Below are 26475 nucleotides of genomic sequence, written 5' to 3' on the forward strand. Positions count from 1 at the left end.
GGGGACACCGGCATCGGTGTGGAAACGCGGCGATCCGTCAGGACCGCACGGTTCGGCCTGGAATCAGGCAGGGCATGCAGGCGAGGTCAGCTGCGCGAGCGACACGATCTGGCATGCGGTGATCTTCGACAGCTTCCACGTTCCGTTCTCGCCGGGAACGAAGATGGCCGGAACGCCACCCTGCTGGACCTGGCCGTTGACGGTCAGCTGCAGCTGGCCGCTGGCGGTGCCGTCACCGTTGTCGATGACCGGGTCGAGAACGGTGACCTCGGCGTTGTTCGCCTTGGCGGCCGCGGCGACCTGGTTGATGAGCTCCGGATCCTGCTCCGAGCCCTCGACCATCGCGGACTTGACCTCGAGCGGCGTCGCCGGGTCGAGGCCCTGCACCAGAAGCGCGTTGAGATCGGCCGCGGTGGGCACCTCGATGGCTTCCGAGGTCTCGGCAGCTGCGGAAGTCGTCGTCGTGGTCTTGGCCGCCGTGTCGCCGTCGTCGGAGCCACACGCGGACATCGTGAGGGCTGCGGCGATTGCTACTCCGGCAACCGTGATCTTACGAAGCTTCAACTCAATAACCTCTTCATTCTCGGTGTTCGTTCTCGGACGATCTGAGCTCGTTCGCTACCCGGGCGACATTACCCAAGGGTAGGCATCAGCGCCCGAGGCTACCTTCTCGTGGAGCCGGTCTCCACTCCCTCCTCCGGGCGGCGGGTCCGGTCACGCGAGCGAGCATTCCGCATCGGCCGGTTCGAGGTGCCCGTCGTCCTCCTTGAAGGTGCGGGCCTTCCCCGGACCCGTTGTGCGCGTTTCGAATCGGACGGTCACGACACCGTGCCCGGCACCCTGCACCCAGCCGTGGCCGAAGTCCGGGTGCGTCACGTCGAGCCCGGGATGCCACCGGGTGTCGATCGCCCGGGCGGGCACGGGGACGGGCGTGGAGAGGCCGTCGTCACCGGTCGCCTCCGTGATCTTCGACTCCTGGTAGCCCGGGACGTCCAGGTCCAGTTCGGGGAACAGCGAGCCCTGGCGCACCGTCGACAGTCCGGCGTACCCCACCCCGACCAGACGCACCGGGCCGAGTTCGATCGGGTCGATCACCTGCCGCTGCGCGGCAGCGACGAGGATCTGACGATCGAGTGTCGCGTAGGGCAGCGTGACCGAGCGCGTCACGATGCTCATGTCCGCCTTCTTCAGCTTCAGCACCACCGTGCGCGCGGCCCGGCCGTCCTTCTGCAGGCGCACGAACGCGGACGCCGCGCTCGACTCGACAGCGCCCCGCAACTCCGCCATCGTGACGATGTCGGTGGCGAAAGTCGTCTCCGCACTGACCTGTTTGGACTCGGCGCGCTCGGCGACCGGCCGGTTGTCGATGCCCTGCGCCAACCGGTGCAGGCCCGGTCCGATCGTGGTGCCGAGAATCGACGCGACCTCCGATTCGGGGGTCCGGGCGAAACCGCCGATGGTCTCGATGCCGAGCCGCTTCAGTTTCTCCTCCGCGACCGGGCCGATGCCCCACAGCTTCCGCACCGGAAGCTCGTCGAGCACCGCGTGCTGCTCGTCCGGTGAAATCACCGTGATCCCGTCGGGTTTGGCAAGACCGGACGCGATCTTGGCCACCTGTTTCCCCGACCCGGCCCCGATCGACGCGACGAGCCCCGTCTGCTCGAGGACCAGGGCCCGCAGACCCTCGCAATAGCGTTGCACCGCGGCCGCATCCGCTCCGGCCAGTTCGGTGGGTTCGCCGAACGCCTCGTCCATCGACAGTTGCTCGAGCACCGGCATCGGCCCGCGGAGCGCGTCGAACACGGACTTGCTGAGCATGCCGTACAGCCGGCCCCGCGGCGGCAGCACCACCGCGCCCGGGCCCACCAGTCTCCGGGCCTGATGCATGGGCATGGCCGACCGCGCGCCGAACACCCGGGCCTCGTAGCTGGCCCCGGCGACGACCCCGCGTCCACCGAGACCACCGACGAGAACCGGGCGGCCACGGAGCGTCGGCCGGGTGAGCTGCTCGACGGACGCGAAGAACGCATCCATGTCGAGGTGCAGCACCCACCGACGACTCACCTGGTGCAAAATACCCGCCCGGTCCGACAGGTCACGCCTTCGTGATCGCCGCCCGCACACCCTCGCCGAGTTCGACGGCGCCACCCGGCGCCTCGGCCAGTTCCAGCTCGACGGCGAGGATCTCGCCCGCGATCAGTTCCCGGTGTGCGAGCGCCCAGTCCCGCCGTTCCGCGGGCACGTCGAGGACGACGGTGATCCGATCGGACACCTCGAGCCCGGCCGCGCGGCGCGCGTCCTGCAACTCGCGGATCCGGTCCTTCGCCCAGCCCTCGGCTTCCAGTTCCTCGGTGACCGCCGAGTCCAGGACCACCAGACCGGCACCGTCGGGCAGGGCCGCCGTCGACTCCGGTTCGGCGGCGACGAGCCGCTGCGTGTACTCCTCCGGCAGCAACTCGATCCCCGCCGCGACGACGACGCCGTCCGAATTCTCCGACCAGTCACCGGACTTCACGGCCTTGATGACGGTCTGCACGTCCTTGCCCAGCCGCGGCCCCGCGGCACGCGCGTTGACGACGAGCTCGAAGCGACCGTGCACGTCCACGTCGGTGGTGAGGTCGACCTTCTTGACGTTGACCTCGTCGGCGATGAGACCGAGGTACGGGCGCAGCCGCTCCGCGTCCTCGGACGCGACCGTCACCTCGGGCAGCGGCAGCCGCACCCGCAGATTCTGCGCCTTGCGCAAACCCAGCACCGTCGAGCACACCGACCGGACCTCGTCCATCGCCGACACCAGCTCCACATCCGCGGGCAGCTCACCCTGGGCCGGCCAGTCCGCGAGGTGCACGGACCGTCCGCCGGTCAGTCCCCGCCAGATCACCTCGCTGATCAGCGGCAGCAGCGGAGCGGCGAGCCGGGTGACCACCTCGAGCACGGTGTGCAGGGTGTCGACAGCGTCCTTGTCCTCGTCCCAGAAGCGCGAACGCGACCGCCGCACATACCAGTTCGTCAACGCGTCGCAGAACGTGCGCAGTTCGTCGCACGCCCCGGCGATGTCGTTCGTCTCGAGCGCGCCGGTGATGACGTCCCGGGTGCCCGCCAGCTTCGCGAGGATGTACCGGTCCAGGACGTTCGTCGAATCCGTGCGCCACTCACCGGACGTCGGCGCGTACAACTGCAGGAAGCTCCACGCGTTCCACAGCGGCAGCAGCGCCTGCCGGACACCCTCGCGGATGCCCTGCTCGGTGACGACGAGGTTTCCGCCGCGCAGGATCGGCGACGACATGAGGAACCAGCGCATGGCATCGGAGCCGTCGCGCTCGAACACCTCCTTCACGTCCGGGTAGTTGCCCTTGGACTTGCTCATCTTCAGGCCGTCCTCGCCCAGGACGATGCCGTGGGCCGCAACGGTCTTGAACGCGGGACGATCGAACAGCGCCGTCGCCAGTACGTGCAGCGTGTAGAACCAGCCGCGCGTCTGCCCGTTGTACTCGACGATGAAATCGCCCGGGAAGTGAGCAGTGTCATCCCCCGTCGCTCCGCTCGCCCCGATGAACCATTCCCGGTTCTCGAACGGGTAGTGCACCTGCGCGTACGGCATCGACCCGGACTCGAACCAGCAGTCCAGGACCTCCGGCACGCGCCGCATCATCGACTTCCCGGTCGGATCGTCCGGATTCGGGCGCACCAGGTCGTCGATCATCGGGCGGTGCAGATCCGTCGGCCGCACCCCGAAGTCACGCTCGAGCTCGTCGAGGGAGCCGTACACGTCCGTGCGCGGGTACGCCGGGTCGTCGGACACCCACACCGGAATCGGGCTGCCCCAGTACCGGTTGCGGCTGATGTTCCAGTCGCGGGCACCCTCGAGCCACTTGCCGAACTGCCCGTCGCGGATGTGCTCGGGCACCCAGGTGATGTCCTGGTTCAGCTCCACCATGCGGTCGCGGAACTTGGTGACCGCGACGAACCACGACGGGACCGCCATGTAGATCAGCGGCTGTCCGCTGCGCCAGCTGTGCGGGTACGAGTGCTCGATCGTCTCGTGCCGCAGCAACTTGCCAGCAGCCTTGAGGTCCTTGATGATCACCGGGTTCGCGTCGAACACCAGGAGACCCTCGTACGGCGGCACCATCGCCGTGAACTTGCCGCCCGGATCGAGCGGCTGCACCAATTCGATGCCGTTGCGGACGCAGTAGTCGTAGTCCTCCTCACCGAAAGCCGGTGCCATGTGGACGATTCCGGTACCGGACTCGGTGGTCACGTAGTCGGCGGACAGCACCACGTGCGCGTTGGCGTGGCCGGCGAAGAAGTCGAACGGCGGGTCGTAGCTGAGCCCGACGAGCTCGGCACCCTTGTGCTCGGACAGCACCTCCGGCGCCTCGCCGAGTTCGCGGGCATAATGCCCCAGCCGGTCCTTCGCGAGCACATACCGCTTCCCGTCGCCGCCCGCGACCTGCACGTAGTCGATGTCAGGGTGCACCGCGACGGCGAGGTTGGACGGCAGCGTCCACGGCGTGGTGGTCCAGATGACGGCGTTGGCGCCGTCGAGCGGGCCCTCACCGCGCAGCGGCATGTCGACCGTGACGGCGGGATCCTGGCGCATCTTGTAGGCGTCGTCGAGCCGCGTCTCCTGGTTCGACAGCGGCGTCTGCTCGTACCAGCTGTACGGCAGCACGCGAAAGCCCTGGTAGATCAGGCCCTTGTCGAACAGTTCCTTGAACGCCCACATGACCGACTCCATGAAGTCGAGGTCCAGGGTCTTGTAGTCGTTGTCGAAGTCGACCCACCGGGCCTGACGGGTGACGTAGTCGCGCCACTCGTCCGTGTAGCGCAGCACCGACGACTTGCAGTACTCGTTGAACTTCTCGAGACCCATGACGTCGATCTCGGACTTGTCCTTGATGCCGAGTTGCTTCTCCGCCTCGAGTTCGGCGGGCAGCCCGTGACAGTCCCAGCCGAAACGTCGCTCGACCTTCTTGCCGCGCATGGTCTGGAACCGCGGCACCAGGTCCTTGACGTACCCCGTGAGGAGGTGGCCGTAGTGCGGGAGACCGTTCGCGAACGGCGGACCGTCGTAGAACACGAACTCGGGGGCGTCGCCGCGCTGGGCGACCGAGGCCCGGAAGGTGTCGTCCTCGTCCCAGCCGGCGAGCACCCGCTGCTCGATCTGGGGGAACCGGACGCCGGCGTCCTGGGAGACGCCGTAGTCGACCTTGGGGTACGACTCGTTGCTGCTGGTCACGTTGCTGGTGTCGGTCACCGCGATCTCCTCGTGCCTGACGTACTCGGCACGGGGACGACGGGGACGCCTCCTGCGTCACCACCGCGGTACCACCCCGCTTGCGCCCCGGAGGGCGCCTCTCGGTGCCGGGCTGTGACGGGCCCACCCGTTCGGTTCTACTGAGCCGGCGTGCCGGCCGTTCTTCCGAAGGCTCCCCGGTGATGGCCGGATCGTCGCCGCGAAACTCGGTGCATGTGAATTATTCGCTGAATGCAGTCTAGCCGCCACCGCCGGACGGCAGCTCAGTCGGTCTCGTCGGACCCGGACGTCGTGTCGGTATCCGCCGCCGGACCGCGTTCACCGGAGACGCCGCTCGCGGGTTGCCCCGGGACGACCGCGGCCTTCTTACCCGCGAGGGCGCTGACGAGCAGCAGGACCGCCCCGGCGACGCACACCACGATGCATCCCCAGGCCCACACGACCGAACCGGTCATGAGAGCCACCACCAGGAGAGCGAACCCCACCGCTGCAAGAGCGAGTGTCACGACCAGCACGGCTCAACCTCTATCCGGGCCGCTGGCTGGGCAACTACCGCGCGCTCAGTCAGCTATTGCCCTTGGCGTAGGACTGGCTGTAATTGGACTGCGATCCACCCTGCGCGAACGAATCCTGACCGCCGTCCACCGGAACCGCGGATCCCCGCTGCTCCAGCTCCTCGAGCTGCGACTCCAGGTACGACTTCAGGCGCACACGGTATTCGCGCTCGAACGTCTTCAGCTGCTCGATCCGGCCTTCCAGCACCGAACGCTGCTGGTTGATCGTCGCCATGATCTCGGTGTGCTTCTTCTCCGCGTCCGCCTGCAGCGCGTCGGCCTTCTCCTTGGCCTGGCGCAGCTGGGTCTCGGAACGGGTCTGAGCGTCGGTGATCAGTGCTTCCGACTTCTGGCGGGCGTCCGAGATCATCGTCTCGGAACGGGTCCGCGCGTCGCTGACCAGCTGCTCCGAGTTGGTGCGCGCGTTGCCGAGCAGCTGCTCGGATTCGGTCTTCGCGTCGCTCGTGAGCCGGTCTGCCATCTCCTGGGCGAGACCCAGGACCTTGGCGGCCTGCATGTGAGCGTCGGCGCCCTGGGCGGGAGCGGCGGCAGCCGCGGCGGCCGGAGCCGGAGCGGGCGCCGGGGCCTTGGGCTGCTCGGCGACGCGAGCGGGCTCCGCCTTGGGGGCGGGAGTCGGTGCTGCGGACGTGGAGCGGGGAGCCTTCTTCGCATCGGCGAGCTCCTTGTCGAGCTCCCCTACTCGCTGCCGAAGGTCGGCGTTCTCCTCGATCAGGCGCGACAACTCTTGCTCGACGAGGTCGAGAAACGCATCGACTTCGTCTTCGTTGTAGCCCCGCTTACCGATCGGTGGCTTGCTGAACGCGACATTGTGCACATCAGCGGGAGTCAGCGGCATGGAAGGATCCCTTCACGCGTCATTTGGCGGTCTAGCAAGCATTCAGTTACAGCGCAGTCTACGTAACGGTGAAACAAGACTGGATCAATGGGGTCCATTCTGTCACACCACTCCCGTGGCACGCGCTTGTCCCTGAACGATCGACATCAGGATGAAGACGATGAACAGCAAGACCATGATGGATAGATCCAACCGCACCCCACCGAGATTGATCGGGGGGATCAACCGCCGGAGCAGCTTGACCGGTGGATCGGTGACCGTAAAAATCGCTTCGAGAATGACGACCACGACGCCGGTTGGCCGCCAGTCTCGTGCGAAGGTCCGTACGAACTCGACAATGATTCTGCCGATGAGTAGCAGCCAAAAGACAAACAGTATCAAGTAGATCACCGAGAACAAGGCCACACCTTCACTCTGCCTGAGAATGTCCGGCCGATCAAAACGAGCCGCGTGGCCAGGGCGTTCTGCGCCACAGCCGTCGCGGCTCGCGTCGTGTCGGACGTTCGGATCCCGATGGTCGTTTCCCCCGCTCCCCGGCCTACTTCTGGCTGTAGAAGCCGGTTTCCGCGATGCGGCGGCGTTCCTCGGCGGACACGTCGATGTCTGCGGGTGAGAGCAAGAACACCTTCGTGGCCACCTTGTCGAACGACCCGCGCAGCGCGAACGCCAGCCCGGCGGCGAAATCCACGAGGCGCTTGGCGTCGGCGTTGCTCATCTCGACCAGGTCCATGATGACGGGGGTACCGTCCCGGAACCGCTCGCCGATGGTGCGGGCCTCCCCGTAGTCGCGGGGGCGGAGCGTGGTGATCTTGGACAGGGGTCCACCTTCGTCGAAGAGGGGTCCGCGACGGCTCTCGACCCGGTCGGATCGCGTGTCGACGGCGAGCGCGCCGCGGGTGCTGCCGCGCACAGCACCGCTCGCGCTCGGACGGGCCGACCGGACGGCCACCGGTTCCACCCGGGACGAGTGCCGGGGGCCCTCGTACCGGTCGAAGTCGTCGTCGAGGTCGTCCCGGCGGCCGGGCGCGTAGGCGGCCTTGCTGAAGGCCGGCTCCGCGAAGTCACGGTCGTCACGGTCGAGGTAGGGGTCGCGTCCACTGTCGCGCGCCGGTCGAGCGGGCCTGCGCGCAGGTTCCGGCTCGTCCAGGTACTCGTCCTCGTAGTCGTCGAGGGGAACCATGCCGAAGTAAGCCTTGAACTTGTGCAGACTGCTCATTGATCGACCTTCCTTGGCGCGGCGGACAGGATCCAACTGCGACCGGTCGCAGCGGTGTGGACGGGTTGGCGATCACCTGGGCGATCTATTTCGAGGTTATAGGCCTCGCACCCAACAGCGCGGTTCCGACACGCACGCAGGTGGACCCGTGTCGGACGGCGTGCTCGAGATCATTCGTCATGCCTGCCGAGAGTTCCGTCGCATCCGGATGGTCGCGCTGCAGCCGCGCGTGTATGTTGTGCAGTTCCTCGAAGGCCGCGTCAGGGTCGGCCTCGATCGGCGGAACCGCCATCAGCCCGCGGTACTCGAGTCCCGGCGACGACTGCACCTGCGCGGCAAGACGATCGAGGTCGCCGATCGCGGCGCCGCCGCGCTGCGGGTCGCCGTCCAGACTGACCTGCAGCAGCACCCGCAGCGGCGCGGGCCGCTCCCCCGCCTCCAGTGCGATGGCCGCCGCGCGGCCGAGGGCGCCGACGAGTCGTTCGCTGTCCACCGAGTGGATGGCGTACGCCCAGTGCGCGACGGCTTTCGCCTTGTTGCGCTGCAGGTGCCCGATCATGTGCCACCGCACCGACGGGTCCGGCACCGCCGTGCGGAACTCCGCGATCTTGGCGGTGGCCTCCTGCTCGCGCGACTCCCCGAATTCCCGGCAGCCGAGGTCGTACAGGATCCGCGCATCCGATTCGGGGAAGAACTTGGTGACGGGCAGCAGCGAGACCTCCGCGGGGTCGCGACCGGCGTCCCGGCACGCCGCGTCGAGCCGTGCGCGCACGGCACCGAGCGCAGCCTCGATGTCCCCGACCCTGCTCATCGTGTCCACTCCCACACCGGAATCCCTCGCCGTCGCCGCCAGTCGAAACCGGCGATCGTTCACTCGCTGTCCTGCCCAGTATCCATCCAGATCACCGCCGCGAGCCGACCGGTCGGGGCCTGGCGGCGATGACTGAACAGCGTCTGGTCCTCGATGGTGCAGCGCGGATCCTCCGCCACTCCGGCGACACCCGCGTCGAGCAGTTGCTTCCGCAGGCCCGCCCGCAGATCCAGACCGGGGGTCCCCTTGACGGTGCGGACGGCACTGCCGGGAAGGAATTTCTCGACGTCCGCCTGCATCGCCGCGGGCACCTCGTACTGCCTGCCGCTCGCCGCCGGACCCAAAAACGCGCCGATCCGGTCGATCCGCGCTCCCTGCTCGACCATGACGTCGAGCACCCGCGGAACGATGCCGATCCGGGCGCCGATCCGCCCGGCGTGGACGGCGGCGATAACCCCGGCCTCGTCGTCGGAGAGCAGCACCGGGACGCAGTCGGCGCTGAGGGTCGCGAGCGCGAGCCCCCGCACCGTCGTCACCAGCGCGTCCGTCGCGGGCACCGCCGTGTCGGTGGGCCCGTCGACGATGGTCACGTTGCGGCTGTGGATCTGCTCCATCCACACGAGGTGGTCGAACGGCACGCCGATCTCGCTTGCGAGCCGGCGCCGGTTCGCCTCCACCGCAGCCGGATCGTCGCCGACGTGATCACCGAGGTTGAACGTGTCGTACGGTGCGACGGAGTGTCCTCCGGCGCGGGTGGTGACGACCCGGCGAACCCTGAACTCGGGGGCGGTCGGCGAACTCAACGACGCATGAAGGAGGGCACGTCGACTTCGTCTTCACCCTCCTCGTCGGACACCGGCACCGCGCGGGACTGCCCGTTTCCGGGAAGCGGCGGCAGACTGCTCGGGCTCTGGTGCGAGCTGATCGTCTCGCGGGTCACCGACATCGGTTCACTGCCCTGCTGCTCGGCGGACTGCCCGACCTCGCCCGCCCGCCCGGCGCCGATGGCGCTGCGCCCGGCAGCACCCGACTCGACCGGCCTGCGGGTGGGGGTGCCGCCGTCGAACCCGGCGGCGATGACGGTGACCCGCACCTCGTCGCCGAGCGAATCGTCGATCACGGTGCCGAAGATGATGTTGGCGTCGATGTGGGCGGCTTCCTGCACCAGCGACGCAGCCTCGTTGATCTCGAACAGGCCGAGGTCGCTGCCACCGGCGATCGAGAGCAGCACGCCGCGCGCACCCTCCATCGACGCCTCGAGCAGCGGGGAGTTGATCGCCGATTCCGCGGCCTTGATGGCCCTGCCCTCGCCGCGCGAGGACCCGATGCCCATCAGCGCGCTACCCGCGCCGGACATGACGCCCTTGACGTCGGCGAAGTCGACGTTGATCAGTCCGGGGGTGGTGATGAGGTCGGTGATGCCCTGAACACCGTTGAGCAGGACCTCGTCGGCGCTGCGGAACGCGTCCATGAGGCTGACCGCGGCGTCGCCGAGCTGCAGGAGGCGGTCGTTGGGGATCACGATGAGGGTGTCGCACGATTCGCGCAGCGACTGGATGCCGGTGTCGGCCTGGCCTCCGCGGCGCTTGCCCTCGAAAGAGAAGGGCCGGGTGACGACGCCGACGGTGAGGGCCCCGAGCTTGCGCGCGATACTCGCCACGACCGGTGCGCCACCGGTGCCGGTGCCGCCGCCCTCGCCTGCGGTCACGAACACCATGTCGGCGCCCTTGAGGACTTCCTCGATCTCGTCCTTGTGGTCTTCTGCGGCCTTGCGGCCGACTTCGGGATCCGCGCCGGCGCCGAGCCCGCGGGTGAGTTCCCGGCCGACGTCGAGCTTGACGTCGGCGTCACTCATCAGCAGTGCTTGCGCGTCGGTGTTGACGGCAATGAACTCGACTCCCTTGAGTCCCTGCTCGATCATCCGGTTGACTGCGTTCACGCCGCCGCCGCCGATGCCGACGACCTTTATTACGGCGAGGTAGTTGTGCGGGGGCGTCATCGGCTCTCGCCTTCCATGAGTGTGTATCACGCTTTCGTACAGATCAGCCCAGCCTGAACCCTCAACCTCAACCATAGGGTTACGGTTATGTCAAGTGGTGCTCGACTAGAGCGAAACGCTATGCACCGTCATACGGATACGCCATTAGGCGCGCCGAGACGCGCCGAGTTATTTGACGAACTCGCCCGCAACTGTTTCGCATCCGGGTCACGACCCCTCACCGCACCGTCGGCAGGTCCGGACTCGACACGTCGTACGTCTGTCCGGGCTGCGTGAGCAGCGGCAGGGTGACCGCAGCCTTGCGCTCGGACTTCTCCGTGCCACCCCACACCACGATCCGGCCGTCGAGCAGCGTCACCGCGATATCCGAAATCGACTTCGCGGCAACCTGTCCCACCTGACCGCGCAGCTGGGGCGGCATCGACTCCAGCACCTCGATCGCCGCCTCCGTCGACGGGTCGCCCCACCCCGGCTTCTCCGTCACCAGACGCGGCACCCCGGGCGGCGGCGGCGCGATCTCGTAATCCACGGCCTCCGCGTCGAGGAGGTGGGTGCCACCGGGGCTGTCGATGAACACGACGGGCACCCGCTCGGTTACCGTCACGCGGATGGTGGACGGATACACCCGCTGCACCCGGGCGGACGCCACCTTCGGGATCGCGGCGACCCTCAGGGCCGCGCCCTCCGTGTCGACGCGGAGCAGCGGCTGCCCCTGCGGCACCGCCAGCGTCTGGCGGATCTGCTCCTCGGAAATCGACGTCGCCCCCGCGACGTCCGTCTGACGCACCGACAGCAGCGGCGTGAACCACGCGACGAGACCGAGCGCCACCACCACGACGACACCGACGACACCCATCACGGCGGGCCGCCGATACCACGCACGGCGCGGCGTCTCCACCACCGCGGACTTCCGTGCCGCCGAAGCCGATTCGCGCGTGCGCCGCGTGCCGGGGTCGGTGGCGGTCGAGCCGCGCCTGCGCGAGAACGTCCGGTCGCCCGCCGCCGCGGGTGCGCCGGGTCGCGGACTGCGCGCGGCGTCGCGGCGGACGGGGCGGTCCGGCCGCTCGGACCGGCCGCGGCGCTCCCGGGTCATCGCGACGGGTGGTGGTGCGGGGCCGCACGCAGAGCGTCGAGGATCTGGTTCCCGAGCATCGTCACGTCGCCGGCGCCCATGGTGATCACCACGTCACCGGGGGACGCGAGTGCCGCGACCTGACGAGGCGCCTGCGACAGGTCCGGCTGGTAGTGCACCGGCTTCGACACCGACAGCGCGACCAGGGCGCCGCTGACACCCGGGAGCGGTTCTTCCCGCGCGCCGTACACGTCGAGCACCACGACCTCGTCGGCGAGGTCCAGTGCGTGCCCGAATTCCTCGGCGAATGTTGCTGTGCGGGAATACAGGTGCGGTTGGAAAACCACGATGACGTTGCCGCTGCGCACCGAGTCCTCGGATTCGCGGCGGTCGGCCTCGTGGGGCTGGCGCACCAGATCGGCGGCGGCGCCGAGCACGGCCCGCACCTCGGTCGGGTGGTGCGCGTAGTCGTCGAACACACGCACCCCGTGCTCGCGGCCGGTGAATTGGAACCGGCGGTGCACTCCCCCGAAACCGGCGATGCCCTCGAGGATCTCGTCCACGTCGGCGCCCGCCTCCCGGGCGGCGAGGAGCGCGGCGAGCGCGTTGAGTGCCATGTGCCTCCCGGGCACATTCATCCGGATCGTTCTCGGCGCCTGCTCCCCGGCCAGCTGGAACTGCAATACTCCGCCGACGTCCCTGGCCTCGAAACTCAGCAGCCGCGCACCGACTTCCACACCGTCGCTCGGAGCGAAGGCCCCGTCCGCGTCCTCGGCGCTGCCGTAGCCGAGCACCCGCACCCCGGGCAGTCCTCGCGCCGCCACCCGCTGCGCGAGCGCCGCCGACCCCGGGTCGTCGAGACAGGCGACGAGCAGCCCGCCGTGCGACAGCCGGGCCGCGAAATCGTCGAACACCTGGATGTACGCCTCGGGGCTGCCGAAGTAGTCGAGGTGATCGGCCTCGACGTTGGTGACCACGACGACGTTCGGGTCGTATTGGAGCAGCGAACCGTCGCTCTCGTCGGCCTCCGCGACGAACACGTCGCCGCTGCCGTGGTGGGCGTTGGTGCCGGCCTCGTTCAGTTCGCCGCCGACCGCGAACGACGGATCGAACCCACAGTGCTGCAGCGCCACCACCAGCATCGACGTCGTCGACGTCTTGCCGTGAGTGCCCGACACCATCAGGGTGCGGTGCCCCTGCATCAGCGAGGCCAGCACCGCGGGCCGCAGGATCACGGGAATCCCGCGCCGGGCCGCCTCCACGAGTTCCGGGTTGTCCTTGGGAATGGCGGCGTGGGTGGTGACCACGACGGTCGGGCCGCCGGGCAGCAGGTCGAGTGCGGATGCGTCGTGGCCGATGCGGACCTGCGCGCCGCGGGCACGCAACGCGAGGACGCCGCGGCTCTCCTTGGCGTCCGAACCGGACACCTGTCCGCCCCTGGCCAACAGGATCCGAGCGATTCCGGACATTCCGGCGCCGCCGATCCCGACCATGTGGACACGTTCCAACTGCGCGGGCAGGTCGGTCATCGGGTTCCCCTCGTCTGCGCGGCCACGTCGATCACGATGCGCGCAACCTCGGCGGCTGCGCTGCGGTGACCCGCGCCGGCCGCGCGTCGCCCCATGTCCTCGAGCTGTGCGGGATCGCGCAGCAGAGGGATCACGGTCTCCGCGACGAATCCGGCGGACAGGTCTCCGTCGGCCACAATCATTCCACCTCCGGCGGCCACGACCGGCCGCGCGTTCAGTTCCTGCTCACCGTTGCCGTGTGGCAGCGGCACGTACACCGCGGGAAGGCCCACCGCCGACACTTCCGCCACCGTCATCGCCCCCGACCGGCAGATCACGGCGTCCGCCGCCGAATACGCGAGGTCCATCCTCGACAGGTAGGGAACCGCCACGTACGGCGGGCCGCCCGGGGTCGCGGGAACGTCGAGGGTGTTCTTCGGTCCGTGCGCGTGCAGTACGGCCACCCCGGCCGCCGCGAGGGACTCCGCCGCACCCGACACGGCCTCGTTCAGCGACCGCGCGCCCTGCGAACCGCCGAACACGAGCAGCACCGGGCCGTCGGCGGGGAGGCCGAAGTGTGCACGCGCCTCCGCGCGCAACGCCGCCCGGTCGAGACCGGTGATCGACGCCCGCACCGGGATACCGAGGATCTCGGCGTCCGAGCGCCCCCGTGCCGACACGCCGGAACCGGCGACCGCGGCCAGGACGCGGGCGGCGCGGCGGGCGCCGATCTTGTTCGCGATCCCGGCGCTGGCGTTCGCCTCGTGCACGACGATCGGAATGCGGCGCCGGCGGCGGAGCAGGCCGGGGCCTGCCGCGAGGTATGCGGGCAGCGCGACGTACCCGCCGAAACCGACGACGACGTCGGCACCGGTCGCGTCGAGCACCGCGCGGGTGCGGCGCACCGACGCGCGCACGCGCCCGGGCAGCCGCAGCAGGTCGAGGGTGGGTTTACGGGGCAGCGGCACCGGCGGAACGAGCTCCAGGGGGTAGCCGCGCTCGGGAACCAGCGTGGTTTCGAGGCCACGCGCCGTGCCGAGAGCGGTCACCACCGCGGTGTCGTCGATCGCCTTGATCGCGTCGGCCACGGCCAGGGCCGGTTCGATGTGCCCGGCGGTACCCCCGCCGGCCACGATCACCGACAGGGTGGACTTGTCGCCGTTCACCTACGAAATCCTCGCTCTCCTGCTCGGCCACCCGAGCTTCGCTGTTGACGTGCACCGCGTTCGGGGGTGCGGCCCTTGCCGCGTTCGGGGCGGCCTTTCTCGTATGTGATACTGCGGGTCCGCGGGGCCATCTCGCGACCGGCCCGGCGACGCGCCTCGGCCCGCCGCACCGCCTCCGCGCGCGCCGCGTCCGCACGCACCGGTGAATACGCCTCCGGTTTGCGGAGCCTCAGCAGACGGCCGAACGGGCCGTCCTGCCCGGAGTGCAGCGCGGCGACCGCCTCCGGTTCGTGCCGCGCCGCGTTGGCGACGAGACCGAACATGAACAATGTGGTGGCCGTCGACGTGCCGCCCGCCGACACCAGCGGCAACTGCAGACCGGTGACGGGGAGCAGCCCGATCACGTATCCCACGTTGATGAACGCCTGCCCGGTGATCCACACCGTCGCGGTTCCGGTGAGCAGCCGCAGGAACGGGTCGGCGGATCGGGCGGCGATGCGCAGGCCCGTGTAGACGAACAGTCCGAACAGGCCGAGGACGGCGGCGCCGCCGAGATATCCGAGTTCCTCGCCGATGATCGCGAAGATGAAGTCGTTGTGCGCGTTCGGCAGGTAACTCCATTTCGCGCGGCTCTGCCCGAGTCCGCGTCCGAGGATCCCGCCGTCCGCGAGCGAGTACATCGCCTGCCGCGACTGGTATCCGATGCCCTGCGGGTCGGAACCGGGATTGAGGAACTCACGCACGCGGGCGGAGCGGTAGCCGGCGGTGAGCGCGAGGATCACGATTCCGCCCAGGCCGGTGCCGAGAATGGCGACGAACAGCTTCAGCGGCAGACCCGCGAACCACAGCAGCGCCATCAGGATGATCGCCAGCGAGACCGTCGTCCCGAGGTCCGGCTGCAGGATGATCAGGACGAACGCGACGAGCGCGGCAGGCACCAGCGGCACCAGCATGTCCCGGATACTCGAGATGTCGCTGCGCCGCGACGCCAGGATGTGCGCGCCCCACACCGCCAGTGCAATCTTGGTGAGCTCGGCGGGCTGCAACGAGAATCCGGCGACCACGAACCAGCCACGGGTGCCCTGGGACACGGTGCCGATGCCCGGTATCAAGACCAGGACCAGCAGGATGATCGTGACCGCGAACGCCGGGAACGACAGTGCGCGCATCACCCGGACGGGGATCTGCAGCGCCGCATAGAACAGACCGAGTCCGAGAGCCGCGAACAGCGCCTGCCGGGTGAAGAGGGTGTAGGCGGAGCCGTCGGAGGCGTAGGCCTCGACGCTCGAGGACGACAGCACCATCACCAGGCCGAGGACCGTCAGCAGAAACGCGATGGTCACCACCAGGTGGAACGATGCCAGCGGCCGCGACAGCCACGCCCCGATCCGGGTGCGCGGACCGCGGGGAGGGGACGTCCGCGTGCGGGGACTCGACGGTGCGCGCTTGGCGACCCCGGGTGCGGTGGCGGTGCGGGCCGGGGACCGCTGTCCTTCGGGGACGCGGCGGGTGCGGGCTCCGGCGGAGGTCATCGCAGCGTCCTGGAGATGTCCGAGTCGCCGAGCCTGCCGACGGCGTCCACGAAGCTGCGCCCCCGGTGACCGTAACTGTCGAACATGTCGAGCGACGCCGCCGCGGGCGCCAGAACCACGGCATCGCCTGCCGTTGCCAGCGCAGCCGCCTCACGCACGACGACACCCATCACGGCGTCGCTGTCGGTGTCCGCCGGCAGCACCACCCGGTGCGTCGCGGTCTGCGGGACTGCACTCACACCTGCATCGTCTCCCGTTTCGACGGTGACCACGGGAACCTCGGGGGCGTGTCGCGCAAGCGACTCTGCGATCTGCCTCGCATCGCGGCCCAGCAGGACGGCGCCCGCGAGGCGGCCGGACACCTCACGGACGAGGTCGTCGACCCGTGCACCCTTCAGCAGACCGCCGGCGATCCACACCACCCGGTCGTGGGCGAGTATCGACGGGCGGGCGGCGTGCGGGTTGGTCGCCTTGGAGTCGTCGACGAACGTCACGCCCCCGACCTCGGCGACGCGCGCCGCCCGGTGCGGTCCGACGACGTGGGCGGCCAGGCCTGCTGCGACAGCGGCAGGCGGGACCCCGATCGCCCGGGCGAGAGCCGCCGCGGCCAGCGCATCCATCAGTCCGGCGGGCCCGGGCGGGGTGATCCCGTCGGCCGGGGCCAGCCGCTCGCCGTCCGCGAACGCGCGGTCGACGAGATGCCCGTCCTCGACGCCCAGTTCGCCCTCCGCGGGCACTCCCAGCCGGAAACCCAGAGTGCGCGCAGCGAGGGACGAGGAGAAGAGTGAGGACGCGACTTCGTCGTCGAGGCCGAGCACCGCGACCTCACCGGTCAGGGCGCGGGCCTTCGCGTCGATGTACGGCTGCATGCCGCCGTGCCAGTCCAGGTGATCCTCGGCGATATTGAGGATCGCGCCCGCGGTGGGCCGGACCGACGGCGCCCAGTGCAGCTGGAACGACGACAGTTCGACCGCCAGCACGTCCGCCCGCGGTTCGGTCCGCCGCAGCGCGTCGAGCACCGGCAGCCCGATGTTGCCGCAGGCCAGGCTCGGCAACCCGGCCGCCTCGAGAACGGACTGCAGCATCGAGGTCGTCGTGGTCTTGCCGTTGGTCCCGGTGACCACCAGCCACCGCCGCGGCGGACCGTAGAGCCCGGCCCGGTCCACGTGCCAGGAGAATTCGATGTCGCCCCAGATCGGCACCCCGTCGCCGGCGGCGACCGACAGCAGCGGTGCGTCCGGGCGGAACCCCGGGCTCGTCACGACCAGCGCGAACTCGGCGACCTTCTCCCGTTCGGCGAGCAGATCGTCGATCGGGACGGTCGCCGCCCCGAGCCGCGCACATTCGGCGAGCGCGTCGACGTTCGAGTCGGTGACGGTGACGTGCGCTCCGAGGTCACGGAGAGGGTCGATGGTGGCGCGGCCCGAGACACCCGCACCGGCGACGAGGACACTGTGGCCCCGCAACCAGTCGAGCCCGCCGTGTTCCTCCGTCATGGCGTCAGCCCCCGATCGCTGCCAGGTACTCGCTGTAGAACAGCGCGAGGCCGATCGCGGAGGCGATGGCGGCCAGCAACCAGAAACGGATGATCACCGTGGTTTCCGCCCACCCGGCGAGTTCGAAGTGGTGGTGGAACGGCGCCATCCGGAACACGCGTCTTCGGCTCGACCGGAACACCGCGACCTGGATCACCACCGACGCCGCCTCGGCGACGAACAGCGCGCCGATCACGACCATCAGCAGTTCGGTGCGTGTCGTGATCGACAGTCCGGCGAGCATGCCGCCGAGTGCCAGCGAACCGGTGTCGCCCATGAAGATCTTCGCGGGCGCCGCGTTCCACCACAGGAATCCGATGCACGCACCGGCGCCGGCCGCGCAAATCAGGGCCAGGTCGAGCGGATCGCGGACGTCGTAGCAACCCTTGCCGGGGCTCGTCTCGCACGCGTTGCGGTACTGCCAGAACGTGATGATCACGTATGCGCCGAGCACCAGGCTCATGGAACCGGCGGCGAGGCCGTCGAGGCCGTCGGTGAGGTTGACCGCGTTCGACCACGCGCTCACCAGCAGGTAACAGAAGGCGACGAACACGACGGAGCCCATGGTGACCGTCGCGATGTCACGGACGTACGAGAGGTGCTCGCTGCCCGGGGTGAGGTCGTTCGCGCCCCGGAACTGCAGCGCGAGGATTCCGAACGCCACCGCCGCGATGAGCTGCCCGACGAGCTTCGCCGTCTTGTTCAGTCCGAGGTTGCGCTGCTTGCGGATCTTGATGAAGTCGTCGAGGAATCCGACACCGCCGAGCGCCGTCGTGAGACCGAGCACGAGAAGTCCCGACGCCGACGGCCCGTCCGCGTCGTACCCGATGCCGATGAGGTGCGAGCCCCAGTAACCGGCCCACAGTCCGGCGAGGATGGCGACGCCGCCCATCGTCGGGGTGCCGCGCTTCGACTGGTGACTCGCCGGTCCTTCGACGCGAATCTCCTGGCCGAACCCCTGACGGGAGAAGGCCTTGATGAGGACGGGGGTCAGCAGAATCGAGACGGCGAGCGCGATGCCCGCCGCGAAGAGGATCTGTCTCACCGCGTAGCCTCCGAACCCTTCTGTCCCGTGCTTCCCGCCAACACCGTGTCCGCGACCTCCCACAATCCGATGGACTGCGACGCCTTGACCAACACCAGATCGCCCGGCGCCAGTTCCTTCTCGAGCAGTGCGACCGCACCGGCGATGTCGGGGACGAGGATCGACTCCTCACCCCACGAACCCTCCATGACCGCACCCTGGTGCATGGCACGGGCGGGCCTGCCGGTTCCGACGACGATCAGCCTGGTGACATCGAGCCGGACCGCGAATCTGCCGATGGCGTCGTGTTCGACCACTGATTCTGGACCCAGTTCGGCCATCTCTCCGAGCACCGCCCAACTCCGGCGCGCCGATTCCCGGCCCGACCTGGCCATCGAGACCAGCGCTTTGAGGGCGGCCCGCATCGAGTCGGGGTTCGCGTTGTACGAATCGTTGACGACGGTCACACCGTCCGGCCGGTCGCGGACGTCCATCCGGCGCCCCGAGACGGCGGCGGCGCCGGAGAGCGCCTGCGCGATCCGGCCGAGGTCCGCACCGCATTCGAGCGCCACCGCCGCTGCAGCGAGTGCGTTGCCGACCTGGTGCTCACCGTGCACGGCGAGTTCGACGGGGACGCTGCCCGCTGCCGTCGTGAGAGTGAAACGCGCCCTTGCCCTCTCGTCGAGCACGATGTCGGTGGCCCGGACGTGCGCGGACTCCGACCGGCCGACGAGCACCACCCGCGCCGACGTGCGCGGGGCCATCGCCACTACCAGCGGATCGTCCGCGTTGAGGATGGCGACGCCACCGTCTTCCGCCGAGGGCAGCGACTCCGGGAGTTCGCCCTTGGCGGCGGCGATCGCGTCGCGCGACCCGAACTCGCCGAGGTGCGCCGTGCCCACGTTGAGGACCACCCCGATCTTCGGAGGCGCGATCGCGGCGAGGGACGCGATGTGGCCGCGGTCGCGGGCCGACATCTCCAGAACCAGGAATCCCGTGTCTGCGTCCGCGCGCAGCGCGGTCCACGGGTGGCCGAGTTCGTTGTTGAACGATCCGGGCGGCGCGACGACGGGACCGAGCGGGCGCAGGACCGCGGCGAGCAGATCCTTCGTCGACGTCTTGCCCGCCGATCCGGTGACGCCGACGACGGTGAGGCCCTTCGCGGTGAGGTCGTCGACGGACGCGCGCGCGAGCTTCGCGAGTGCCGCGAGCACGGCGGCGCCCGATCCGTCGGTGTCGTGTTCGAGCGCCATCGCCTTGCTCGGACCGGCGCCGGGAGTCGGGGTGACGACGACGGCGGGTACCCCGACCGGACGCGCGGCCAGCACTGCGACCGCGCCGGCCTCGACTGCCGCTGCCGCGTGATCGTGTCCGTCGACGCGGGCGCCGGGCAGGGCGAGGAACAGTCCGCCGCCGGTGACCTTGCGCGAGTCGAACTCGACCGTTCCCGTCACCTCGGCCGACGGGTCGGCGACGTCGTGCAGTTCGCCGCCCACGATCTCGGCGATCCGAGCGAGTGTCATCGGGATCATCGTGCTCCTCCGACCTGTCGCTCGATCGCGTCGCCCAGTACGTCGCGGTCGTCAAATGGGTACTTCACCCCGTGTATCTCCTGACCGATCTCGTGTCCCTTGCCTGCGACCAGAACCACGTCGCCTGCCTGCGCCCAGCCGACGGCGTCGGCGATCGCCTTCGCTCGGTCCGCTACTTCCCACACCTGTCCCCGCTCGGATTCGGGCACCGCGAGAGCGCCCTCACGGATCGCGGCCCTGATCGCTTCCGGATCCTCGGTGCGCGGGTTGTCGTCCGTGATGACGAGCAGGTCGGCTCCCCGCGCGGCCGCGGCGCCCATCAGGGGCCGCTTACCCGCATCGCGATCACCCCCGGCACCCACGACGACGGCGACGCGGCCACGCACCTGCTCGCGCAGCGTCGCGATCACGGCCTCGACCGCTGCCGGCTTGTGCGCGTAGTCGACGACGGCGAGGAAGTCCTGCCCCCGGTCGATTCGCTGCACCCGCCCCGGCACGTCGACCCCGGCGATGCCCGCGACGGCGTCGCGCGGATCGACGCCCAGCGCGGCGCACAGCGCGACGGCGAGAGAAGCGTTCGCGACGTTGTACTGCCCCGGCAGCCGGAGTTCCACGTCGAGCGTCGTGCCTTCGGCGGTGGTGAGCGCGAACGTCTGCGAGCCCGCGGGTGACACCGTCGCCGGGCCCGCCGTCCACACCGCGCCGTCGGCGTCCGGCGTGGTCGCGACCGTCGTCACGATCGAATGAGCGCCGCGCGCGACCTCGGCCATCCGCCGGCCCCACACGTCGTCGACGCAGATGACCGCGTGCTGCGCGTGCACGGACGAGTCGGCCGCGAAGAGTCGCGCCTTGGCGGCGAAGTAGTCCTCGAAGTCGCGGTGGAAGTCCAGGTGGTCCTGGGAGAGGTTCGTGAACGCGCCCACGTCGAAACGGACTCCGTCGACGCGGCCGAGAGACAGCGCGTGACTGGACACTTCCATGACGACGGTGTCGATCCCCTGCTCGAGCATCACGGCGAACAGCGCGTGGAGTTGCGGCGCCTCGGGGGTGGTCAGGGCACTCGGCACCCGGCGGCCGCTCATCCGGGTCTCGATGGTGCCGACGAGACCGGTTGTCCGGCCGGCCGCGTTGAGGGCGCCCTCGACGAGATACGACGTCGTGGTCTTCCCCGACGTCCCGGTGATGCCGATGACCTGCATCTTCTCCGAGGGCCGGCCGTAGATGGTGGCCGACAGCTCACCGAGCACACCGCGCGGGTCGTCGTGGACGAGCACCGGGGCGTCGGAGCCCAGCGCGGACACCAGCGCGAATCCTGCCTCGTCGGTGAGGATCGCGGTCGCTCCACGGTCGAGAGCGGCGGCGGCGAACTCCGCGCCGTGTGCGCGGGCCCCCGGAAGGGCCGCGAACAGATCACCCTCCACGATCCCCTGGGCGCGCAGATCCACTCCGGTGACGATGACGTGCTCGGCGGTGCCGGTGGGTGCCTCGACCCTCGCTCCGGCGAGCGCGGCCAGAGCGCTCACCGTGGTACGGACCGGCTGGGTGGGTCGAAGACCGTCTGTGACCTTCACCTCCACTGACGCCGACTGCGGGCGGGACGGAACAGGCACCGGGCTCCTCTCGGATGTCGACTCTCACTGACAACGGCGTAGTGCACGGATCGATACAGCGTGCTACCTCGGCAGTTCCCTGCATCCACGGCAAATGCGCGTGTCCGCTGAACGGCCGACGTGTCAGATTACCGCGAGCGCTCCCGGAACCCGATTCGGCCGACCTTCGCTCAATCGGCCTGCAGCACCAGCCTGCGTCCGGGGTCCGGGGACATCGGCACGCTGTCGCGCTGCAACATCCACGACGCGATGTTGTGGAACAGCGGGGCGGCGGACTGCCCACCGGAGCCGTCCGCGCTGCGTGTCGGCGCGTTGAGCATGATTCCGACGACGTACCGCGGATTGTCGGCCGGGGCGATGCCGGCGAACGTGATCCAGTAGTTCGAGTTCGAATAGCACTTGCACGCGGGATCGACCTGCTGGGCGGTGCCCGTCTTGCCGCTGATCTGGTACCCGTCGACGGCGGCCTGCACCCCGGTGCCGCGCTGGTTGCCCGTGTCGTTCTGGGTGACGGAACGGAACATGTCACGCACGGTGGTCGCGGTCTGCGGGCTGACGACCGTCACCTCCTCGGGCGCCTCGGTCTCAGTCCGGTTGCCGGACGCGTCGACGGTCGCCTTGACGATGCGCGGCGGAATGCGGACGCCGTCGTTGGCGATCGCCTGGTACATGCCGGTCATCTGCAGCAGGGTCATCGACAGGCCCTGCCCGATCGGCAGGTTCGCGAACGTGCCCCCCGACCACTGGTCCCGGCTGGGGACGCTGCCCGCGCTCTCTCCGGGAAGCCCGACGTCCGTGCGCTGGCCCAGGCCGAACCTGGACAGCATGTCCGCGTAACGGTCCTCCCCCACGCGCTGGGCGAGCATCAGGGTGCCCACGTTCGACGACTTACCGAACACCCCGGTGGCCGTGTACGGCGCCACCCCGTGATCCCACGCGTCCTTCACGGACACACCCGACATCTGAATGCTCCCGGGAACCTCGAGAACCTCGTCGGGTGAGGTCAGCCCGTACTCTATCGCGGCCGCCGCGGTGACGATCTTGTTGACCGATCCCGGCTCGAACGGCGTGCTCACCGGCAGGTTGCCCATCTCCACCGTCCGTGGGTTGTTGCCCACCCCGATCGCCGGATTGAACGTGCTGTCGTTCGACATCGCAAGCACCTCACCGGTGTGGGAGTCGAGCACGACCGCCGACGCGTCCTTCGCTCCGGACTTGTCCTTGGCCATCTGCACCTGCTGCTGGACGTAGTACTGCAGATCGGAGTCGATGGTGAGTTCGACGCTCGATCCGTCCACCGCCGGTTGCTTGTCGCGCCAGCTTCCGGGGATCACCGCGCCGTCGGAGCCCCTGTCGTACGTCTGGGAGCCGTCGGTGCCGGCGAGGGTCGAGTCGAGCGAATCCTCGAGGCCGAGCAGTCCGTGGCCGTCCCAGCCGGTGGCGCCGACGAGGTTGGCGGCGAGAGACCCGCCCGGGTACTCGCGGATGTCCTGTCGTTCGAGGCCGACCTCCGGGAACTTGTCGCTGATCTGCGCGGCGATGTTCGGGTCGACGCTGCGCGCCAGGTAGACGAACGTCTCGTCGCCGTGCAGCTTCTCCTTCAGATCCTTCTCCGGTGCGACGTCGCCGAGCCGGTCGTGGATCTCCTTCGCGATCGCGTCGAGTCGCGCATCGACGTCGGGGGCGGTGTCACTCTTGGCCTTTGCCTCCTCCAGTTCCTTCCGCACCCGCGTGGGCTGAAATGTCAGCGCCTTCGCTTCCATCGTGAAGGCGATCGGATTGGAGTTGCGGTCGGTGATCGACCCGCGCAGCGCCGGATCCACTTCGGTGGTCGTGCGCTGGTTCGCTGCCTCCGCGGACAGTTGCGGTGCGTCGATGACCTGTATCCACAGAAGCTGCACGGCGGCGAGGCCGAGCGCCAAGAACATCAGTCCGCGCCCGATCTTCTGCCTGAACGGAAAAGACGCGGTCCCGGCGCCCGTGGGGCGCCGGGGACGATTTCTCGGTGCGCTTCGACTCACCGGCGACCACCGGAGGGTGGAGCAGTCGTCGGTGCGGCGGCCGAAGGGATCACGGGAACCAATTGTTCACCCTGTGCCTGGATCTCCGCGCCATTGCCGGGCTGCGGCGTGGCGCGCGGAGACTGCGTGGTGCTCCCCCGGTTCGGGGCGGTAGCCACGGAGTTGCCACGCTGGGTGTTCGGGGCGACCGCGTCGAGTGGAGGCACGGGCGCACCAGACGCAGGGGCCGGTTTTCCGACGACCTCGACGCTGCCGTCGGGGTGAACGACGAGCCGAGCCGGATCGTTCGCGGGGACCATGCCGAGCTTGGCCGCTTCCTCCGCCAGTTTCGGGGCGGAGTTGGCGGTCTCGACGTCACGCTCGAGCGCCGCCTTCTCCTCCGCAAGCGACTGATTGTGCGCGCGGGCGGCGCTCAGTTGGTACGAGTCCTCCGCGGACCGGGTCGTGAGCAGCAGCGTGACGGCCAGGCCCGTCGCGAGCAGAACGAGGATCGTCGCCACGAACGGGATGCGGGCGGTGAGCGTGCCGGTGCGGTTCTTGCCGGAGACAGCGATCGCGGATCCGTTGTGCACGGCCGCGCGCTGGGTGCGCTTCTTGTATGCCCGTTCAGCCGCGCCCGACCGGTTGTCCGCCCGCGCGGGCCGCATCTCGGTGGAACTCACCTGAACCGTCATGCCGCCGACCTCCTGGCAATTCTCTCTGCAGCGCGCAACCGCACCGGGGCTGATCGTGGGTTCTCTTCGATTTCCTGTTCGGACGCGCGCTCCGCCCCTCGTGTGAGGATCCGGAACTCCGGGCCCATCCCCGGCAGTTCGACAGGAAGCCCCTCCGGGCTCTTCGACTTGGACCTGGGAGTGATTTCCTGCTTGACGACCCGGTCTTCCAGGGATTGGTACGACATGAACACGACGCGTCCCCCGACGGTCAACGCGTCGAGTGCAGCCGGTACCGCGGCGCGCAGTGAATCGAGCTCGCCGTTGACCTCCACTCGAAGGGCCTGGAACGTCCGCTTCGCGGGATGTCCCCCGGTACGGCGGGTCGCCGCAGGAATGGTGCGGTACAGCAGTTCGACCAGAGCTGCGCTGGTCGTGAACGGCTCCTTCGCGCGTTGCCGGACCACCTCCGACGCGATCTTGCCCGCGAAGCGCTCCTCGCCGTACGTACTGAGGATGCGCGCGAGGTCGCCGTGGCTGTACGTGTTGAGGACCTCGGCCGCAGTGATGCCGGTGGTCGGGTCCATTCGCATGTCCAGTGGCGCGTCGATCGAATACGCGAACCCCCGATCCGATTCGTCGAGCTGCATCGAGGAGACACCGAGGTCGAAGAGGATGCCGTGCACCGACTCCCGCGTGGACAGACCCGCCTGCGTGAGCGCGTCCTCGATGCCGTCGTAGCGGGTGTGCACGAACGTGATCCGGTCGGCGAACGGGGCGAGCCGGCCACCGGCGATCTCCAGTGCGTGCGGATCACGGTCGAGGGCGACGAGTCTCAGCCGGGGGTAGGTCCGCAGGAAGTGCTCGGAGTGCCCGCCGAGGCCGAGGGTCGCGTCGATCATGACGGCGCCCCCGCCCTGCGGGTCGTTCGCGGTGAGGGCGGGGCCCAGCAGTTCGTCAGCGCGGTGAAGCAGTACCGGGATGTGACCGAAACCATCGGCGGGCGAGGAATCTTCCCCCTCGTGATCCACCATGATCCCTCCGGCTCCTGCTCTGTGGTGCGGGTGAACAAGCCCGGTGCCGGGGTTCACTGCTCGAACTTCTCGTGTCGGCCAGTTGCCGTGGCGAATGCTTCGAGGTCCCTGCCCGAAATGAAAACCTGGCGCTGGGGAAGTGCGTCAGGGTTCCGTCGGACAGAGGCCTCGCGGCATTCGCCGGGACGTGTTCACGCTCAGACGATCTCGCCGAGCGCGACTCCTGTTGCCTGCGAGTAGTTCTCCTCGTTCGCCTCGACATAGGTCTGCCAGGCTTGCGCATCCCAGATCTCGAGGAAATCGACCGAACCGATCACTACGCAGTCCTTGGAGAGACCCGCGTAACGACGGTGATCTGCCGAGAGGGTGATGCGCCCCTGGGCATCTGCGTGCTGCTCGTCGGTACCTGCCGCCAGTCCGCGAACGAAGGCCCGCGCCTCCGGATCGCTTCTCGACGCGGCCGCGGCCTTGCGTGCGAGAGCGGTGAATTCTTCCCGGGGATACACCGCGAGGCTGTGATCCTGACCCTTGGTGACCATCAACCCTCCCGCCAGCGCATCCCGGAACTTTGCGGGCAACGTGAGCCGCCCCTTGTCGTCGAGCTTCGGCGTGTAGGTACCGAGAAACACTCGACACCTCCCACCGCGTTCGATATCGAACGCCGTATGCCCGGGCGGTTCACCTTCGCTCCCCGCTGCGCACCACAGTACCCCACTTTCCCCCACTCACAAGGCGGATAACGGCGTGTTGCGCCTCAATTAGCCGAATACTTGCTGGTCAACGCAGATTGGCCCAGGTGGGGGGAAATTCCCGACGTGATCACCGCCACGGGCACTATCGATCGCACCCCGGCACACAGCGACGCGGAACACCGGAAAAGCCCAGGTGAGAGCCCGCCCGACGGGTGCGTTACCCCTGCTCCACGACTCGTCTCGGAACCGAGGGGGGAAAGTGGGGACACGGGGTGGGTGAGGGTGGGGATTCGTGGGCGGGAGCGTTCACTGGCCCCACCTACCGGGCACGACCGGGCCCAACGGGCGCAGGCGGCCGGGAGCACCCTCCAGACAGCAGTGGCGGCGTGGCATCACATGC

General features: G+C 69.1%; 22 protein-coding genes. All 22 read right to left on the reverse strand.

The window, feature by feature from the left end; genetic code table 11:
- Positions 1 to 63: 63 nt before the first annotated feature.
- Positions 64 to 564 carry a hypothetical protein gene (locus tag ACFTZB_RS20440; protein WP_378433765.1) on the reverse strand — a complete coding sequence of 167 codons (501 nt, stop codon included), beginning with the start codon at positions 562 to 564 and terminating at the stop codon, positions 64 to 66.
- Positions 565 to 714: 150 nt separating this feature from the next.
- Positions 715 to 2049: a DNA polymerase IV gene (locus ACFTZB_RS20445; protein ID WP_378433782.1), complete on the reverse strand. Its 1335-nt coding sequence runs from the start codon at positions 2047 to 2049 to the stop codon at positions 715 to 717.
- Between the two features lie 46 nt (positions 2050 to 2095).
- Positions 2096 to 5260 carry an isoleucine--tRNA ligase gene (gene ileS / locus ACFTZB_RS20450; protein ID WP_378433766.1) on the reverse strand — a complete coding sequence of 1055 codons (3165 nt, stop codon included), beginning with the start codon at positions 5258 to 5260 and terminating at the stop codon, positions 2096 to 2098.
- 263 nt (positions 5261 to 5523) lie between these two features.
- On the reverse strand, positions 5524 to 5775 hold the full coding sequence (locus ACFTZB_RS20455) for a hypothetical protein (protein ID WP_378433767.1): 252 nt from the start codon (positions 5773 to 5775) through the stop codon (positions 5524 to 5526).
- Between the two features lie 49 nt (positions 5776 to 5824).
- Positions 5825 to 6670: a DivIVA domain-containing protein gene (locus tag ACFTZB_RS20460; protein WP_378433768.1), complete on the reverse strand. Its 846-nt coding sequence runs from the start codon at positions 6668 to 6670 to the stop codon at positions 5825 to 5827.
- Between the two features lie 102 nt (positions 6671 to 6772).
- On the reverse strand, positions 6773 to 7075 hold the full coding sequence (locus ACFTZB_RS20465) for a YggT family protein (RefSeq protein ID WP_012688051.1): 303 nt from the start codon (positions 7073 to 7075) through the stop codon (positions 6773 to 6775).
- 133 nt (positions 7076 to 7208) lie between these two features.
- On the reverse strand, positions 7209 to 7886 hold the full coding sequence (locus tag ACFTZB_RS20470) for a cell division protein SepF (protein ID WP_378433769.1): 678 nt from the start codon (positions 7884 to 7886) through the stop codon (positions 7209 to 7211).
- Between the two features lie 85 nt (positions 7887 to 7971).
- Positions 7972 to 8706, reverse strand: coding sequence for a YggS family pyridoxal phosphate-dependent enzyme (locus ACFTZB_RS20475; RefSeq protein ID WP_378433783.1), 735 nt, complete (start codon positions 8704 to 8706; stop codon positions 7972 to 7974).
- Positions 8707 to 8756: 50 nt separating this feature from the next.
- Entirely contained in the window at positions 8757 to 9500 is a 744-nt protein-coding gene (pgeF, locus tag ACFTZB_RS20480; protein WP_378433770.1) for a peptidoglycan editing factor PgeF, read from the reverse strand.
- The gene (gene ftsZ, locus ACFTZB_RS20485) at positions 9497 to 10696 is read right to left on the reverse strand and encodes a cell division protein FtsZ (RefSeq protein ID WP_378433771.1); all 1200 of its coding nucleotides are present in this window, start codon (positions 10694 to 10696) and stop codon (positions 9497 to 9499) included. The genes pgeF and ftsZ overlap by 4 nt, the downstream gene beginning before the upstream one ends.
- 217 nt (positions 10697 to 10913) lie before the next feature.
- The gene (locus tag ACFTZB_RS20490; protein ID WP_378433772.1) at positions 10914 to 11789 is read right to left on the reverse strand and encodes a cell division protein FtsQ/DivIB; all 876 of its coding nucleotides are present in this window, start codon (positions 11787 to 11789) and stop codon (positions 10914 to 10916) included.
- Positions 11786 to 13297 carry a UDP-N-acetylmuramate--L-alanine ligase gene (gene murC / locus ACFTZB_RS20495; RefSeq protein ID WP_378433773.1) on the reverse strand — a complete coding sequence of 504 codons (1512 nt, stop codon included), beginning with the start codon at positions 13295 to 13297 and terminating at the stop codon, positions 11786 to 11788. The genes ACFTZB_RS20490 and murC overlap by 4 nt, the downstream gene beginning before the upstream one ends.
- Positions 13294 to 14442, reverse strand: a complete 1149-nt coding sequence (murG, locus tag ACFTZB_RS20500; protein WP_378433774.1) for an undecaprenyldiphospho-muramoylpentapeptide beta-N-acetylglucosaminyltransferase — start codon at positions 14440 to 14442, stop codon at positions 13294 to 13296. Before murG ends, murC begins: the two co-directional genes overlap by 4 nt.
- On the reverse strand, positions 14439 to 15974 hold the full coding sequence (ftsW, locus tag ACFTZB_RS20505) for a putative lipid II flippase FtsW (protein WP_378433775.1): 1536 nt from the start codon (positions 15972 to 15974) through the stop codon (positions 14439 to 14441). Before ftsW ends, murG begins: the two co-directional genes overlap by 4 nt.
- Complete coding sequence (gene murD, locus ACFTZB_RS20510; RefSeq protein ID WP_378433776.1) at positions 15971 to 17470, reverse strand: UDP-N-acetylmuramoyl-L-alanine--D-glutamate ligase; 1500 nt, start codon at positions 17468 to 17470, stop codon at positions 15971 to 15973. The genes ftsW and murD overlap by 4 nt, the downstream gene beginning before the upstream one ends.
- 4 nt (positions 17471 to 17474) lie before the next feature.
- The gene (gene mraY / locus ACFTZB_RS20515; protein ID WP_012688061.1) at positions 17475 to 18554 is read right to left on the reverse strand and encodes a phospho-N-acetylmuramoyl-pentapeptide-transferase; all 1080 of its coding nucleotides are present in this window, start codon (positions 18552 to 18554) and stop codon (positions 17475 to 17477) included.
- Positions 18551 to 20065, reverse strand: a complete 1515-nt coding sequence (gene murF / locus ACFTZB_RS20520) for a UDP-N-acetylmuramoyl-tripeptide--D-alanyl-D-alanine ligase (protein WP_378433777.1) — start codon at positions 20063 to 20065, stop codon at positions 18551 to 18553. Before murF ends, mraY begins: the two co-directional genes overlap by 4 nt.
- On the reverse strand, positions 20062 to 21675 hold the full coding sequence (locus tag ACFTZB_RS20525) for a UDP-N-acetylmuramoyl-L-alanyl-D-glutamate--2,6-diaminopimelate ligase (protein WP_378433778.1): 1614 nt from the start codon (positions 21673 to 21675) through the stop codon (positions 20062 to 20064). Before ACFTZB_RS20525 ends, murF begins: the two co-directional genes overlap by 4 nt.
- 170 nt (positions 21676 to 21845) lie before the next feature.
- Positions 21846 to 23696 carry a peptidoglycan D,D-transpeptidase FtsI family protein gene (locus tag ACFTZB_RS20530; protein WP_378433779.1) on the reverse strand — a complete coding sequence of 617 codons (1851 nt, stop codon included), beginning with the start codon at positions 23694 to 23696 and terminating at the stop codon, positions 21846 to 21848.
- Complete coding sequence (locus tag ACFTZB_RS20535; RefSeq protein WP_378433780.1) at positions 23693 to 24370, reverse strand: hypothetical protein; 678 nt, start codon at positions 24368 to 24370, stop codon at positions 23693 to 23695. The genes ACFTZB_RS20530 and ACFTZB_RS20535 overlap by 4 nt, the downstream gene beginning before the upstream one ends.
- On the reverse strand, positions 24367 to 25383 hold the full coding sequence (gene rsmH / locus ACFTZB_RS20540) for a 16S rRNA (cytosine(1402)-N(4))-methyltransferase RsmH (protein ID WP_378433781.1): 1017 nt from the start codon (positions 25381 to 25383) through the stop codon (positions 24367 to 24369). The genes ACFTZB_RS20535 and rsmH overlap by 4 nt, the downstream gene beginning before the upstream one ends.
- 197 nt (positions 25384 to 25580) lie before the next feature.
- Positions 25581 to 26012 (reverse strand): division/cell wall cluster transcriptional repressor MraZ, encoded by a 432-nt coding sequence (mraZ, locus tag ACFTZB_RS20545; RefSeq protein WP_005247637.1) that lies wholly within the window; start codon positions 26010 to 26012, stop codon positions 25581 to 25583.
- Positions 26013 to 26475 lie beyond the last annotated feature (463 nt).

Source organism: Rhodococcus sp. NPDC057014 (assembly GCF_042673295.1).
GTDB lineage: Bacteria > Actinomycetota > Actinomycetes > Mycobacteriales > Mycobacteriaceae > Rhodococcus_F.

Coding starts and splice junctions, on each gene's coding strand:
- ACFTZB_RS20460 (WP_378433768.1), bottom strand. CDS start 6,670: ATGCCGCTGACTCCCGCTGATGTGCACAATGTCGCGTTCAGCAAGCCA.
- ACFTZB_RS20470 (WP_378433769.1), bottom strand. CDS start 7,886: ATGAGCAGTCTGCACAAGTTCAAGGCTTACTTCGGCATGGTTCCCCTC.
- ftsZ (WP_378433771.1), bottom strand. CDS start 10,696: ATGACGCCCCCGCACAACTACCTCGCCGTAATAAAGGTCGTCGGCATC.
- ACFTZB_RS20490 (WP_378433772.1), bottom strand. CDS start 11,789: ATGACCCGGGAGCGCCGCGGCCGGTCCGAGCGGCCGGACCGCCCCGTC.
- murC (WP_378433773.1), bottom strand. CDS start 13,297: ATGACCGACCTGCCCGCGCAGTTGGAACGTGTCCACATGGTCGGGATC.
- ftsW (WP_378433775.1), bottom strand. CDS start 15,974: ATGACCTCCGCCGGAGCCCGCACCCGCCGCGTCCCCGAAGGACAGCGG.
- murD (WP_378433776.1), bottom strand. CDS start 17,470: ATGACGGAGGAACACGGCGGGCTCGACTGGTTGCGGGGCCACAGTGTC.
- murF (WP_378433777.1), bottom strand. CDS start 20,065: ATGATCCCGATGACACTCGCTCGGATCGCCGAGATCGTGGGCGGCGAA.
- ACFTZB_RS20535 (WP_378433780.1), bottom strand. CDS start 24,370: ATGACGGTTCAGGTGAGTTCCACCGAGATGCGGCCCGCGCGGGCGGAC.
- rsmH (WP_378433781.1), bottom strand. CDS start 25,383: ATGGTGGATCACGAGGGGGAAGATTCCTCGCCCGCCGATGGTTTCGGT.